This is a genomic window from Smaragdicoccus niigatensis DSM 44881 = NBRC 103563 (assembly GCF_000380645.1).
GTDB classification, from domain to species: Bacteria; Actinomycetota; Actinomycetes; order Mycobacteriales; family Mycobacteriaceae; genus Smaragdicoccus; species Smaragdicoccus niigatensis.
The window spans coordinates 954399-969135 of the sequence record NZ_AQXZ01000018.1 but is presented as its reverse complement, the minus strand read 5'-3'; the positions used below and the strand labels follow the sequence as shown (position 1 = coordinate 969135).

At 65.1% G+C, this 14737-nt stretch carries 13 protein-coding genes; 4 read left to right on the top strand and 9 right to left on the bottom strand.

Annotated features, from left to right (window positions below):
- Positions 1-350 precede the first annotated feature (350 nt).
- The 6 genes from pgl to F600_RS0120880 all read right to left on the bottom strand — a co-directional run bounded on the left by pgl (position 351) and on the right by F600_RS0120880 (position 7343).
- Positions 351-1091: a 6-phosphogluconolactonase gene (gene pgl, locus F600_RS0120905; protein ID WP_018162608.1), complete on the bottom strand. Its 741-nt coding sequence runs from the start codon at positions 1089-1091 to the stop codon at positions 351-353.
- The gene (gene opcA / locus F600_RS0120900) at positions 1084-1989 is read right to left on the bottom strand and encodes a glucose-6-phosphate dehydrogenase assembly protein OpcA (RefSeq protein ID WP_026306786.1); all 906 of its coding nucleotides are present in this window, start codon (positions 1987-1989) and stop codon (positions 1084-1086) included. Before opcA ends, pgl begins: the two co-directional genes overlap by 8 nt.
- Positions 1986-3530, bottom strand: a complete 1545-nt coding sequence (gene zwf / locus F600_RS0120895; protein ID WP_018162606.1) for a glucose-6-phosphate dehydrogenase — start codon at positions 3528-3530, stop codon at positions 1986-1988. The genes opcA and zwf overlap by 4 nt, the downstream gene beginning before the upstream one ends.
- A 21-nt stretch (positions 3531-3551) precedes the next feature.
- Entirely contained in the window at positions 3552-4676 is a 1125-nt protein-coding gene (gene tal, locus F600_RS0120890) for a transaldolase (protein ID WP_018162605.1), read from the bottom strand.
- Positions 4677-4682: 6 nt separating this feature from the next.
- Positions 4683-6788, bottom strand: coding sequence for a transketolase (tkt, locus tag F600_RS0120885; protein ID WP_370670710.1), 2106 nt, complete (start codon positions 6786-6788; stop codon positions 4683-4685).
- Positions 6789-6956: 168 nt separating this feature from the next.
- A complete protein-coding gene (locus F600_RS0120880) occupies positions 6957-7343 on the bottom strand; it encodes a hypothetical protein (RefSeq protein ID WP_156024705.1) in 387 nt (128 codons plus the stop codon).
- On the opposite strand from F600_RS0120880, the gene F600_RS0120875 reads away from it, so the two are divergent.
- A complete protein-coding gene (locus F600_RS0120875) occupies positions 7333-7902 on the top strand; it encodes a hypothetical protein (RefSeq protein ID WP_156024704.1) in 570 nt (189 codons plus the stop codon). The two genes, F600_RS0120880 and F600_RS0120875, sit on opposite strands and share 11 nt — an antisense overlap.
- A gap of 218 nt (positions 7903-8120) precedes the next feature.
- Positions 8121-9095: a heme o synthase gene (locus tag F600_RS0120870; protein ID WP_018162601.1), complete on the top strand. Its 975-nt coding sequence runs from the start codon at positions 8121-8123 to the stop codon at positions 9093-9095.
- On the opposite strand, the gene F600_RS0120865 is transcribed toward F600_RS0120870, so the two are convergent.
- The gene (locus F600_RS0120865) at positions 9092-9892 is read right to left on the bottom strand and encodes a MerR family transcriptional regulator (protein WP_018162600.1); all 801 of its coding nucleotides are present in this window, start codon (positions 9890-9892) and stop codon (positions 9092-9094) included. The two genes, F600_RS0120870 and F600_RS0120865, sit on opposite strands and share 4 nt — an antisense overlap.
- Positions 9889-11175 (bottom strand): cryptochrome/photolyase family protein, encoded by a 1287-nt coding sequence (locus F600_RS0120860; RefSeq protein ID WP_026306784.1) that lies wholly within the window; start codon positions 11173-11175, stop codon positions 9889-9891. Before F600_RS0120860 ends, F600_RS0120865 begins: the two co-directional genes overlap by 4 nt.
- A gap of 47 nt (positions 11176-11222) precedes the next feature.
- Here F600_RS0120860 and F600_RS0120855 point away from each other — a divergent pair, with 47 nt between their 5' ends.
- Both F600_RS0120855 and F600_RS0120850 read left to right on the top strand, forming a co-directional pair.
- The gene (locus F600_RS0120855; RefSeq protein ID WP_018162597.1) at positions 11223-12533 is read left to right on the top strand and encodes a TIGR01777 family oxidoreductase; all 1311 of its coding nucleotides are present in this window, start codon (positions 11223-11225) and stop codon (positions 12531-12533) included.
- Positions 12530-13147, top strand: a complete 618-nt coding sequence (locus tag F600_RS0120850) for a SanA/YdcF family protein (RefSeq protein ID WP_018162596.1) — start codon at positions 12530-12532, stop codon at positions 13145-13147. Before F600_RS0120855 ends, F600_RS0120850 begins: the two co-directional genes overlap by 4 nt.
- 4 nt (positions 13148-13151) lie before the next feature.
- Here F600_RS0120850 and F600_RS0120845 read toward each other — a convergent pair whose 3' ends face one another.
- Entirely contained in the window at positions 13152-14735 is a 1584-nt protein-coding gene (locus F600_RS0120845; RefSeq protein WP_018162595.1) for a helix-turn-helix transcriptional regulator, read from the bottom strand.
- Positions 14736-14737 lie beyond the last annotated feature (2 nt).

Below are 14737 nucleotides of genomic sequence, written 5' to 3'. Positions count from 1 at the left end.
GCGCACGACGTGATGACGTGCAGCTCAAGAATAAACAAGACCGGTTGGTATGTAAATCAAACTGTAATGAAAATACCAACAGAATGAGTTTCATATTAACGCATTCTGGGCAGAGTCCGATTTACCTAAAAGCCATTTGATTGGTCGGAATGCGGTCGGATTTGCAGAATTTTTGTACATTTATCGAATCGAAATAGCGGCGGGTGGTCGCAGATTGTCATGGCAACCATAGGTGGATCGGGATTGATCGGCAGCGGCCGGATGGCCGGTAGGTTCCCGCGTCAATCAAGCCGCAAGGTCCGATTTGTGAGGACATAAACAGACCAAGTGTTCTGTTTATGCGGTCGAGATCAGGGCAGTGCGCTCGCTGCGGCGTCGTCGACGAACCACACGGTTGCTACTGATCCTGTCGCGCCGGCCGCCGGCCAGTCGTCCGAGCTGGCTCCATTGAGGCACGCCGCGGTCGCCTCGGCCTTGCCGGCACCGGAAACGAGCAGCCAGACCTGCTTCGCCCGGCGAACCGCGGGCAGAGTCAGCGTGATGCGCGTCGGCGGAGGCTTGGGTGAATCGGTGACTGCCACGACATACGCCGACTCCTCGCGAACCGCGGCCGTGTGCGGAAACAGGGAATTGATGTGTGCTTCCGGGCCCATTCCGAGCAGGTGAACATCGAATTCGGGGACGCCGTCGTCGCCGGCTGCGGCGCGGAGAATCTCGGCGTAGGCCGCGGTGGCCGCCTCGATGTCGTCGCCGAACTCGCCGTCCGACGGAGCCATCGGGTGTACTCGATTCGGATCCACGGGCACGAAATTCAACAGCGCTTCACGTGCCTGCTTCTCGTTCCGTTCCGGGTCGTCTGCAGGGAGGAATCGGTCGTCACCCCAGTAGATGTCGACGTTCGCCCAGTCGATCGCGTCCGAGTGATCGCGGAGACGCTGCAACATCGCGATACCGGCGCCGCCTCCGGTCAGTGCCACGCACGCCGATCCGCGCTCCGCCTGGGCGGCGGCCACGATGTCGACGAATCGCTCCGTCGCGGCCGCCACCAAGGCGTCGACGTCGGAGTGTTGCGACACGATCAACTCAGCCATAGTTCACTTTCTCCAGACCACGCAACGCGCTCTCGTAGATCTCGTCGGCGTCGAGTCGCCGCAGATCTTCTGCGAGACACTCGCCGGTTTCGCGCCTCGCCAGCGCCACGATAGTGTCCGGCTGACCCGTCCGGCGGAGGATTCCCGAGGTAGATCCCGCAGGTCGGGACAGGGAAATGGACGTCGTCGCACGGACCAATTCGGCGCGGACGCCACCCGAGAGCCGCTTGACCGGACAGTTGAGTCGTTCTGCGAGCCAGCCGGCGAGCAGGTCGATCGCCGGTTCGGTCGCCGGACCGCAGACGATCACGGACTCGACGGGCTCATAGGGCGGCTCGTCGAGTGCGGAAGCAAGGAGTGCGCGCCAGTAGGTTCCTCGAGCCCATGCCATGTCCGTGTCACCGGGCGTGTAGCTCGCCAGCCGACCACGGATCGTCGACATCGGATCGGCGGAGAGCGTGGCATCGGTGATCCGCCGGGTCGCGAGCTGCCCGACCGGGGAACTGGCGGGGCGCTCGGGCGCGGTTCCGGGCCACCACACGACGACCGGCGTATCCGGCAGTAGGAACGGAATGACGACCGAGTTCTCGTGCTGGGCGAGCTCTCCGTGCAGCTTGAGCAGCAGGACCTCGGAGACTCCGGTCTCGCCACCGATGCTCAGCCGGGCATCGAGATACGGACGCGTGTCGGGGTCGCCATGGGACAGAACGATGATCCGGCACGGATGCTCACGGGCCGCCTCGACGGCGGCCGAGACGAGGTCGTCGGTGGCGGCGCCGTACGCACACACCACGAGCGTAAGAACCCGGCCGGCGGTGACGACGCCGGCTTCTTCGCGCAGCTTGAGCAGCTTGCGCGCCACCATTCCCGTCGTCGTGTCGGGCAGTTCGACAATCATGGCCGCCGCCATTCGCGACCAGTGCGGCGCAGCATCTCGTTCGCGGACTCCGGACCCCAGCCGCCCGACTCGTAGGCTTCCGGTTTGCCGTCGGCTGCCCACCGTTCGAGCACTGGATCGAGAATCTCCCACGACAGCTCGACTTCTTCATTGATCGGGAACCACGACGGGAAGCCGAGCAGAACATCGAGGATCAAGCGTTCGTACGCTTCGGGAGACGACTCGGTGAATGCCTCGCCGTAGTTGAAGTCCATGTTGACGTCACGGACCTCCATGCTCGACCCCGGTACTTTCGAACCGAAGCGCATCGTTACGCCTTCGTCGGGCTGTACCCGGATGACCAGCGCGTTCTGGCCGAGGTCTTCGGTCATCGTGGCGTCGAACGGCAGGTGCGGAGCGCGTTTGAACACCACCGCAACCTCGGTGACCCGGCGCCCGAGGCGCTTGCCCGTGCGCAGGAAGAACGGCACACCCGCCCAGCGGCGGGTCTGGACGTCCACGGTGATCGCCGCGTACGTCTCGGTCGTGGACTCGGGGGAGAATCCGGCTTCCTCGAGCAGACCGACGACGGGTTCGGCGCCCTGCCACCCCGCGCTGTACTGGCCCCGGGCGGTGGTCTCGTCGAGCGGCTGGACGAGCTTCGTCGCGGACAGGACCTTGACCTTCTCGGTCCGGACTTCGCGGGAGCTGAAGCTCACGGGCTCTTCCATGGCGATCATGGCGAGCAACTGAATGAGGTGGTTTTGGATGACATCGCGAGCAGCGCCGATGCCGTCGTAGTAGCCGGCGCGACCGCCGAGACCGATGTCCTCGGCCATGGTGATCTGCACATGATCGACGTAGTGCGCGTTGAGCAGTGGGTCGAACAGTTGGTTGGCGAAGCGCAACGCCAGGATGTTCTGGACGGTTTCCTTGCCCAGGTAGTGGTCGATGCGGAAGACCGAGTCCTCGCCGAACACGTTGTTGACGATCTTGTTGAGTTCTTTCGCGCTGGCGAGATCGTGGCCGAATGGCTTTTCGATGATCACTCGCCGCCACTGGCTGCCGGTGCCGTTCGCCAGACCGGATCCGCACAGTTGCTCCAGTACGACCGGAAACGCGCTGGGCGGAATGGAGAGGTAGAACGCGTGATTTCCCGCTGTACCGCGGGACGAGTCGAGTTCGGCGAGAGTCTCGGTCAGCCGTTGGTATCCGTCGGCATCACCGAAGCTGGAATTGACGAACCGCATTCCCGAGCACAACTGTTCCCACACATGTTCGCGGAACGGGGTTCGGGCATGGTCGCGGATGGACTTGAGGGCCTCGGCCGCGAAATCCTCATGAGACCAGTCGCGGCGGCCGAATCCGACAAGGCCGAAACCAGGGGGGAGCAGTCCGCGGCTCGCGAGGTCGTACACCGCGGGAAGAAGTTTCTTGCGTGCGAGGTCGCCCGTGACACCGAAGATCACCACACTGCACGGCCCCGCAATGCGAGGCAGACGCTTGTCGCGCTCGTCCCGGAGTGGATTGATCCACTCCGGGACGGCATCGCGGCTACTCATCGTTCCGCCGAGAACGAGGCGTTAAAGCGCGGCCTTGGCTTCCTCGACGGTGGCGCCGACGCCGTCGAGCACCTGTTGCCATGACTTCATGAACTTGTCGACACCCTCGTCCTCCAGAACCTGGAAGACATCGACGAGGTCGATACCGACCGCGGTCAGCTGGTCGAAGACCTGCTGGGCCGATGCCGCGGTTCCACTGACGGTGTCCCCGTGGACGACGCCATGGTCGGCAAGGGCGTTCAGCGTGGCTTCGGGCATCGTGTTGACGACGCTCGGGCAGGCGAGTTCGGTGACGTACATGGTGTCCGAGTACTCGGGGTTCTTGACACCGGTCGACGCCCAGAGCGGACGCTGCACGTTGGCACCGGCAGCGCGCAACGCGGCGAAGGCGTCGCCGTTCTCGAAGATGTCCTGGTACGCCTTGTAGGCGAGGCGGGCGTTGGCGACACCAGCCTTACCGCGAAGGGCGAGGGACTCGGCCGTACCGGACTTCTCGAGACGCTTGTCGATCTCGGTGTCGACGCGCGAGACGAAGAACGATGCGACCGAGTGGATCTTGGACAGGCTGTGGCCGTTGGCCTTGGCCAGTTCCAGGCCCTCGAGGTAGGCGTTCATGACCTCGACGTGCCGCTCGACCGAGAAGATCAGCGTCACGTTGACGCTGATGCCCTCAGCGATGACGGCGGTGATCGCCGGCAGGCCGGCCTTGGTCGCCGGGATCTTGATGAGCAGGTTCGGACGGTCGACGATCTTCCACAGTTCCTGCGCCTGGGCGATCGTCTTCTCGGTCTCGTGTGCGAGGAACGGGTCGACCTCGATCGAGACGCGTCCGTCGAAGCCGCCCGACGTTTCGTAGATGGGCAGGAGGATGTCGCAAGCGTCACGAACGTCGTCGGTGGTCATCGCCTGGATGACTGCGTTGGTGTCAGCTCCGCGCGACACGAGCTCTTTGAGCTGTGAGGCGTAGAAGGTGCCGTTGGCCAACGCGGCCTGGAAGATCGACGGGTTGGTGGTGACGCCCACAACGCCCTTGGTGTTGATCAGCTCGGCCAGGTTGCCGGTCTGGATCCGTTCGCGGGAAAGGTCGTCCAGCCATACGGAGACTCCCGTGGCTGCAAGCTGGGCGACGATGGGGTTCTGCGTCACGGTGCTTTATCCTTTCGCTTTTGCGAGCGCGCGCTGCGCGGCCGCAGTGACTGCATCTGCAGTGAATCCGAATTCGCGGAAAAGCGTGGCGTAATCGGCGGAAGCTCCGAAATGTTCAATCGAAACGATCTCGCCGCTGTCGCCGACGAAGCGGTACCAGGGCATCGCGATGCCGGCTTCGACCGCGACCCGGGCCTTGACGGTGGGCTTGAGGACGGTGTCCCGGTACGACTGATCCTGCGCATCGAACCATTCGACACACGGCATCGAGACCACGCGGGTCGCGATTCCGTCGGCTTCGAGAGCCTCGCGCGCGGCGACGGCAAGCTGCAATTCCGAACCGGTGCCGATGATGATGACCTCCGGGTCACCGTTCGACGCCTCGGCCAGGATGTAGCCACCCTTCTGCACGCCCTCGTAGGCGTCCTTGGTGCCCTCGAGTACCGGCAGGTTCTGACGCGTCAGGGCCAGGCCGCACGGCTGGTGCTTGCCCTGGTCGGTGCCCTGTTCGATGACCGCGCGCCACGCGTGCGCGGTCTCGTTGGCGTCACCTGGGCGAAGCATGTTGAAGCCCGGGATGGCACGCAGTGCGGCGACGTGCTCGATCGGCTGGTGGGTCGGGCCGTCTTCACCGAGACCGATCGAGTCGTGCGTCCACACATACGTGACCGGCAGCTGCATCAGCGCCGCGAGGCGGACCGAGGGACGCATGTAGTCGCTGAACACGAGGAACGTGCCGCCGAACACGCGCGTCGGGCCGTGGAGCGCGATTCCGTTGAGGATCGCGCCCATACCGTGCTCGCGAACACCGAAGTGCAGGACGCGGCCGTACGGGTTGGCCTTCCAGGACTCGGTCGAGATCGACTCCGGGCCGAACGACGCCGAGTTCGGGATCGTGGTGTTGTTCGACTCGGCGAGGTCGGCGGACCCACCCCACAGCTCCGGCAGGACCGGGCCGAGGGCGGCGATGGTCTTCGCCGATGCCTTACGGGTTGCTTCGCTCGCGCCGGCGTCCCAGCTCGGCAAACCGTCGGTCCAGCCGTCCGGGAGCTTGCGGCCGATCAGGCGGTCGAACAGTGCCTTGTTCTCCGGCTCGCGCTCGGCCCAGGCGTCGAAGCCCTTCTGCCACTCGGCCTTTGCGACCGCACCCCGGCTCAGCGCCTTACGGGTGTGGCCGAGAACCTCGCCGGCGACCTCGAACGTCTGCTCCGGGTCGAAGCCGAGCTCTTGCTTGACGAGTTTGACCTCGTCGTTGCCGAGCGCGGAACCGTGCGAAGCTCCGGTGTTCATCTTGTTCGGTGCCGGGAACGCGATGATGGTCCGCAGGACGATCAGCGACGGCTTGTCGGTGACGGCCTTGGCGTTCGCGAGGGCTTCCTCTATCGCGCGGACGTCCTCACCACCGTTGACCCGCTGCACGTGCCAGCCGTAGGCCTCGTAGCGAGCGCCGACGTCTTCGCCGAAGGCGATCGCGGTGTCGTCCTCGATCGAGATGTGGTTGTCGTCGTAGATCGTGATGAGGTTGCCCAGTTGCTGGGTGCCGGCGAGCGAGCTCGCCTCGCCGCTGACGCCCTCCTCCATGTCGCCGTCCGAGCAAATGACGTAGATGTGGTGGTCGAAGGGGCTCTCGCCGAGCTCCGGAGCGGGGTCGAACATACCGCGCTCGCGACGCGCAGCCATCGCCATGCCGACCGCCGAGGCGATGCCGGAGCCGAGGGGGCCGGTCGTGATCTCGACACCGGCGGTGTGGCCGTGCTCCGGGTGGCCCGGGGTCTTGGAGCCCCAGGTGCGCAGGGCCTTGAGGTCATCGAGTTCGAGACCGAAACCAGCGAGGTAGAGCTGGATGTAGAGGGTCAGGCTCGAGTGGCCGCACGAGAGAACGAAGCGATCCCGGCCGACCCAGTCCGGGTCCGCGGGGTCGTGCCGCATGGTGCGCTGAAACAGCGTGTAGGCGAGGGGCGCGAGGCTCATCGCCGTGCCAGGGTGACCGTTTCCGACCTTCTGAACAGCGTCGGCGGCCAGAACACGCACAGTGTTCACCGCGCGCGTATCCAGTTCGGTCCAGTCGGCGGGGTAGTTGGCCCGGGTGAGCGCGCTCAGATCGTCTGTCATCGACACGAGGAAAAAATCTCCTGGAGTTCGGTTGGAGTCCTGCTTGGACTGGTGACGCCGTTGGCTGACCTCGCAGCTGTCATTCACGATGTGAAATCGAGCACTGTGAGTTCACCCGAGAGCTTAGTCCCCGGTATACGGGTCGGCTACGCGGGAGTACTCACCGTCCTAGGCCCCGAGTCCGGTGATGGCGATGTCGTGCGTGAGAACCGCGGTGTAGGTGTCCGTGATCAAACCGGTGTCGGGAATGTGTACGTCGAGATGCACCGTCCAGGAGGCGGTGCACGGGCCTGTCGACTCGTGGATCACCACCGGGACGGTTGACACCGTCACCTTCTGAACGGCGTGACTGCACTTGCTCGTGGTCGAGGAGTAGACGTTCTCGGTGGGTAGGACAACGCCCGTCGAGGTCCCCACAAATGCCGTGATCGAGCTCGTCGCGGTCCATCCATTGCCCGTCACTCGAAGATCGGTGACGGTGACCGGAATGGTGAACTGACGCTTGGTGCCCGAGTCGCTGCCCGCCGGCACTGCGATGCCAGCGGTGATCGCCACTAATTCCGTGGCCGCAGCCTGTGCGTTGTTCGTGGTGGTCGTGGTCGGGATTGCCGACGAGCTCATCGGTGGGGGTGTCGCGAGCGCGGCTCTCCACGCGGCTGACGTGGTTGACGTGGTGGTAGTCGGGGTCGGCGTGGATGCCATCGTCGTTGCGCTCGGCGGTGTCGTCGGCGTGGGTTCGGTTGATGCAGGTGGTGTCGTTGCGCTGGGCGGCGACTCAGTTGTGTGCGTCGTCGGTGTCGTCATTGCGGCCGTGGTGGTCGAGGCGGTCGCGGATGAAGCGGGCGTCGAGGTGGGTTCGACCTGGTTGGTCGAAGTCGCGGGCGCGGTCGTCGTGGTCGTCAACGGAAAGGGCACCTCAGCGACCGATACGCCGGGTGCGGTGATCGTCAGGATGATCAACGGAAGCAGTGCAAGGTGTCGGCGCGCCATTTCCAGCTTCCTCGAGGGGATTGCCAGCAGAGGTTGCCGACTCAACCAATCGTGGAGAGCGGTGCATGACCTGATCGTGCGCACCGCGATAGTGCGGACCTTCGTCGCGCGATTCGGGTCCTAGGTCCCGAATCGGGCACACCGGACGGCAGTTCTGGGGCAGATGTCCGCCCGGAACGCGGTCCTGAGGCGGTTCCGCGCAGGCCGCCCATCGGCCTCGGATAGCATCTGGTGAGGAATGCGCTTGGGGGATCGATGCGCACGCGCTCGGAGTGATCATTTCCGGGCCCCACAACGGCGAGGGAGCTATTAGTGCGGATTGGCCACCAGTCGGCCCGTGACGTGGCCGTCGGGCACGGAACCAGCGGGTCGGTCGAGGTTGCGGCCGATGCTCCGCAGGCCCCGTCGGCCGCCCCTCCGCAGCCGTTCAACCGGGTACTCGCGTACATCGCGCTGACGAAACCGCGCGTCATCGAACTTCTTCTCGTCGCCACGATCCCGACGATGTTGCTCGCGATGCGTGGCGAATCGCTCGACATCGTCCTCATCGCCAGCACGCTGTTCGGTGGATGGTTGGGCGCTGCGAGTGCGAACACGCTGAATTGCGTTGTCGATGCCGACATCGACAAGGTCATGAAACGGACCGAGCGCCGACCGCTCGCTCGCCAGACGGTGCCGCGTGTCAATGCACTGATCTTCGGCATCGTGCTCGGCGTCGGATCGTTCGCGTGGCTGTGGTGGCGGGCGAACCTGCTGTCCGGTTCGCTCGTCGTCGCGACGATCCTGTTCTACGTCTTCGTCTACACGATGGGACTCAAGCGCCGTACCTCGCAGAACGTCGTGTGGGGTGGGGCGGCTGGCTGCATGCCGACTCTCGTCGGTTGGTCCGCGGTCACGGGTTCGATCGGCTGGCAGGCCGTTGTCCTGTTCCTGCTCATCTTCTTCTGGACCCCGCCGCACACGTGGGCCCTCGCGATGCGTTACCGCGAGGACTACAAGGCTGCCGGTGTCCCGATGCTGCCGGTCGTGGCGACCGAGGAGCACGTCACCAAGCACATCGTCATCTACACGATCGCTACGGTGCTCACGAGCTTCGCGCTCATCCCAGGTGCCGGGGTGATCTACGCGGGCGTCGCCGCAGCTGCCGGAATCTGGTTCCTGGCGATGGCGATTCAGCTGTTCAACGGCGTCCGCAACGGCGCTCCGATCAAGCCGCTGCGGTTGTTCCTCCAGTCGAACAACTACCTGTCGATCGTGTTCTGCGGCCTCGCGGTCGACTCCGTGCTCGGCTGGCACACCGTTTCGTCGCTGCTTTAGGCGTGGGCGAGCACTCGCAGAGTTTCGGCGAGATCGTGCACGGTTTCCTGCTGCGGTAGCTCACCCCACCCGGGACCCGCTGCGATGGTTCGGGCGTGGTCGGCCACGCGTCGCAGCGTGTCCGGTTCCGCCGTTTCGGGGCTCCGGGACCACACGAACACGACGTCGGGTTGAAGTTCTTCGGCCAGCTCGACGACGACATCACCGGGCACTCGGCCGAGGACGCGACTGCTGATCCGTCGCTCGGCGAACCCGCTGGCGGCGGCGTAGAGCGGGAGCGTGTGCTGTTCCTGCGAGGTCGACGCCAGTAGCACCCGGGGCTTGTCCTCCGACATTCGTTGGGTTGTGCTTTCCTGCAGGACAAGCAACAGGGCATCGCTGAGGACATGTTCGATGGCGATGCCGGAAAAGTTTGAGAGCCATAGTTCGCCGGCGTCCCGCAACAGCGGTACGAACTGCGTCATCCACGCGTACTCGGTGCCGTACCTCGTGACGAGCAGGCGCGCCTGGTGGGCGATCGCGGCGGAGTCCATGCGGTCGACAGCGGCGTGGAGTCCCTCCGGATCGGGTTCGAGAAGAAGACGTTTGGCGGCATCGCTCGTCGAGGTGCCAGCCCGGATGAGGTCCTGCATGTGCTGCAGGCTGGCCACATCGGCGCTGGTGTATCGCCGATGTCCGCCGTCAGTTCGGTGACTTGGCGCGATGCCGTAGCGCCTCTCCCAGCTGCGCAAGGTAGGCACGCTCAGTCCGAGCTTGGCGGCGACCGCGGTGACGGTCCAGGTCGTCGGGCCGATCATCGCGCCGACTCGGGTGGGTCGACGATGGGGTCCGGGTAGTCGATCGCCCGTCTCTGGGCGCCCGGGAGAGTCCAGGGCATTCGCGCGTATTTCGCGGGCAGAGAGGACAATTCCGGAACCCAACGCTGAATGTAGGTCGCGTCGGGGTCGAAGCGTTCGGCTTGCCGGATCGGGCTGAGCCGGCGTGCTGGACGGGTGTCGGTACCCGTGCCCGCGACCCACTGCCAGTTCATGATGTTGTTCGCGACGTCGGCGTCGACGAGCTGCCGAGCAAAGACTTCTGCACCGAATCGCCAGTCTTCGCCGAGTGTCTTCGTGAGGAAGCTGCCGACGAGCATGCGTGCACGATTGTGCATCCAGCCCGTCGCCGCCAGTTGTCGCATACCTGCATCGACGAGAGGATAGCCGGTCATCCCCGCGGCCCATGCCGCGCGAACGTCGGCGTCATCGGCCCAGTCGCGGTGCGGCGTGCGGTGGTCGGTCTTCGTGAGCTTCGGGTTGTGTGCCAAGACCTGATGGTGGAAATCGCGCCACGCGAGTTGTCGCACGAAATCCTCGGCATCGGCTTCGCGTGCCCGGACCGTGAGTTCGAGCGCGGAAACGCACCCGAAGTGCAGATAGGGGGACAGCTGGGACGTGCCGTCGGCGGCGAGGATGTCCCGCTGGTCGGCATAGTCCTGAACTCCGTCGCGCAGCCACTTCGACGCACGGAGGCGTCCGGTCGATTCACCGCCGCCGGACGCTTCTCGAACCTTGGGCAGGTCGAACGAGTGAACGTCCGGTGTGTCCAGTTTTCCGGGCGCACGCAGCACAGACCGGAGGGGAGTGTCCGCCCACTTTCGCCAATACGGGGTGAAGACCGCGTAGTGGTCACGTCCTACTGGGCGCAACTGACCCATCGGCACGACAGTGTGGACCGCTTCGTGTTCGACGAGGCGGCAGGTCAGGGCGTCGTGCAGTCGCCGCGCACGGTGATGGGCGAATTCGGTGACATCGGCGGCGATGTGGACTTCGGTGGCGTCGACTTCGGCGGCGAGTCGGCAGGCCTCCTCGACGGTGTCCCCGCGCCGGATGACCAGGCGGGAGCCACGCTGGTCGAGCATGCGGTCCAGGTCGTGGAGAGCGTCGACGAGGAATCTGCGCCGCGGTCCGTCCTGGACGTGATCGAATGCAGGATCGAGCACGAAGAGCGGCACAACGTGTTCGGACTTCGCTGCAGCGTTCAAGACGGGATTGTCATGAACCCGCAGATCGCGAGTGAAAAGAGCAATTGCGGTCGTCATCGATATCTACTCTTCCACTCTGCATAGGATTTGCATAGATTTAAGTCATGAGTTGGGAATCGTCAGACATCGTGGATGCGCCCATCGGCGATGTGGTTCGTTGGCATGAACGCCCGGGTGCTCTGCACCGGCTGATGCCGCCGTGGCAGCCGCTCACGGTGCATCAGGAAGCGGCGAATGTGTCCGATGGTCAGGCGATTCTTCGGCTGCCCGGCGGGCTCAAGTGGGTCGCCCAGCATCGCGACCATGTGCCAGGTGAGCGCTTCACCGACGAGTTGACATCTTTGCCATTGCGCTGGCGGCATACGCACGAATTCTGGGCCCTCGGATCGCACCGAACGCGCATCACCGATCGCATCGCGACACCGGTTCCGGGCCGGCTTCTTCGCTCGACCTTCGAATATCGCCGCCGCCAACTGCGGGATGATCTCGCCGTTGCCGGGCGGACGAAAGGACCCGTCATGACCGTTGCGGTGACCGGTGCATCCGGTCTCATCGGGACCGCTCTGTGTGCCCAGCTGACCACCTGCGGGCACGATGTCGTTCGCCTGGTACGACGGTCGCCGAGTAATCCGACGGAGCGTCAGTGGTACCCCGCTGCAACTGATCCGGACCTGCTTCGCGGAATCGATGCCGTCGTTCACCTGGCCGGCGAGCCGATCGCCGGCCGATTCACCGATTCACACCGCACCGCGATCTACGACAGTCGAATCGGGCCGACGCGCGCACTTGCCGAGGCGGCGGCGCAAGCCGGAGTCAAGACGTTCGTGTGTGCCTCCGCGATCGGCATCTACGGCGCGGACCGCGGAGACGAAGTCCTGACGGAAGAGTCCGAACGCGGAACCGGATTCCTCGCCGATGTCGTCGCCGACTGGGAGAAGGCGACCCAACCGGCCTCTGCAGCCGGGGTTCGGGTGGTCAACGTGCGCACCGGAATTGCGCAATCGCCGCGCGGAGGCGCCCTCCAACTCCTTCGTCTCGTGTTTTTGACCGGGCTGGGCGGCCGTCTCGGCGATGGTCGGCAGTGGATGTCGTGGATAGACCTCGACGATCTGACGGACATCTACCTCGCGGCCCTCACCGACGACAGCCTGAGTGGACCGATCAACGCGGTTTCTCCGAATCCAGTTCGGAACGAGGAGTTTTCGAAGACGCTCGGTCGGGTCTTGCACCGGCCTGCCTTCTTCCCGGCCCCATCATTCGGGCCGGCGTTGCTGCTGGGACGCGAAGGCGCCAAGGAAGTCGCCTTCGCCGATCAGCGGGTGGTGCCCGCGCGGCTGACCGCGCACGGACACCCGTTCCGGCGCCCAGATCTCGAGGACTGTCTTCGCCATCAGTTGGGTAAGTTCAAAGAGTGAGGTTGCTGCGCGCCACGCGCCGGTTGGTGTCGTTTGTCGCGTTCGGAGTCGCTGCGGCCGTTGCTTTTTCGAGCTTGTGGGTGCTGTGGCACAGCGCCTCGCGGATCGGGGGCGAGGGTCACCGAAAGTGGGTGATCGTGCTCGGCGACCGCGTCGAGCACGATGGCGCGCCGTCGCCCTACCTGCGGTCGCGCCTCGAAACGGCCCTCGCGGTCGTTCGCGACGGCCGCGCCGAGCGAGTTCTGGTGTCCGGAAACGCGAGATCCACGAAGGGCGACGAGGTCGCCGCCATGCACCAATACCTGGTCGAACGTGGTGTGGTGCCGTCCCTGATCGCCGACGACCGCTACGGCGTGAACACGTACAACACCTGTTCCCGAGCACGTGCGGTGTTCGGGATCGAAGAAGCGATCGTCGTGACTCAGGATTTCCACCTGCGGCGTGCAATTGCGCTATGCACGGCGCAGGGCATCGATGCGATCGGAGTGCAAGCGCTTGCTGACGTTCGCCCTTACCTGACGATTCGAAATTGGGTTCGCGAACTCGTGCTGTCTCGGCCCAAGGCGATGATCGAGGGGACGACGAACCCGGGCCCGAAGACGTTGGAGCGGTAAGGGCTCACACGAGCTTGTGTTCGAACGCGAAAGCGGCTGCAGCCGTGCGCGATCCGACGCCGATCTTGGTGAAGATGTTGGAGAGATGACGTGCGACCGTCTTCTCGCTGAGGAACAGGGAGCGCGCGATGTCGGGGTTCGATCGTCCGGCGGCGACCAGGCGTAGGACTTCGACTTCGCGGTCCGACAGGCCAGCGGGAGTCGCCCGGGACGTGATGCCCAGTCGGTCCAGGAGTGTTCGGCGCCGGTCGTCCTCGATTACCGCAGAGGCCGCATCTCCCGCCCTGCGGAATGCGCGCGCCAGCGCATCGGCGCAGCGGGCCGCTTCGTATGGCACATCGAGCGTTTGCCACACCGCGCTCGCGCGGCGCAACGCGGGGATTCCGGTCGAATCCGCCAGGACGACTCCTCGCACGTAGTCCGCGGTGGCCGACAATTCGGTGCAGCCGAAGCTTTCGGCGTAGCCGGACAGTTCGTCGCTGAGCGTTTGAGCCTCCGCCACGTCGCCCGCGGCGAGAAGGATCTCAATCGCCGACGGCAGCAGGCGCGCCCGGGCGATTGCCGGGCGAGGCTCACCGAGAAGTCGTCGAGCGGCCGCGATCGCCGCGTCGACCCGGCCATGCGCGAGCCAAACCAAGGCGAGCCCGGGATGTGGGTCCGCGCCGCGCTGTTGAGCGCGGTCGAACTCGGCTTCCGCTTCCGAAAGGCGCCCGAGCATGCGGAAGATGTCCGCACGCTCGAGGTACACGGCTTCGACCGCAGCGCGGCTCCCCATCCCGAGGTATCGACGCTCGGCGAGGTCGAGTTCGGCGAGCGCCGCTTCGAAATTGCCGTGAATGCGCATGAGTTGTGCCCGATGCAGCGACCTCGAGCCGGTGAATGCGACGAGCCCCGGCTGGCCGTCGCACCAGCCGGAGAGCATGCGAGTCCACTGCTCCGCGCGATCGAAATCGCACATCTCCTGGCACGCTTCGATCATCGAGCAGTACATGTGACCGGCGATGATGGGGTTGATGGAGTCGTCGGCAAGGACGAGCATTCCTTCATCGAGGAGCGCGAGTCCCGCACTGACGCGGCCCTGGTAGATCGCAATTCGACCGGTCGCATTGAGGCCCATCGCGAGGAGCTCCGGGTCGTTGAAACGATGGCCGAGATCGATGACTCGTTCCGCTCGCCGAGCCGCAGACTCGTAATCGCCCGAAACCAGACTTCGGAACATCAGCGGGTATTCGACCAGCCCGGCCTCGGGGCAATCGTCCGCGAGCGTGGTGAGCAGTCGCTGGGCGCGACTGACCCATCCGCCGGCGATCGCATGTTCGCCGCCGGCCGAGAGCATCATGCCCAGGTGGAAGGCACATCGAATGGCGAACCGCGGGGCGCCACTGTCGACGTAACACGCGTAGGCCCGCTGCAGAGCCTGGATGCAGTCGTTGCGCCGGCCGGTGAGGAACGCCGCGATGGCGAGCCGAAGGAAGTCATCGCCGGACAGGACATCGGGTTCGGCCGCGCTCAGGTCTGCGTACGCGGCGAGCCAATCCCGCCGCTCGTACGCCTCCTGCGCTTGCCGCAGATCCTCGACTATGCCCACGT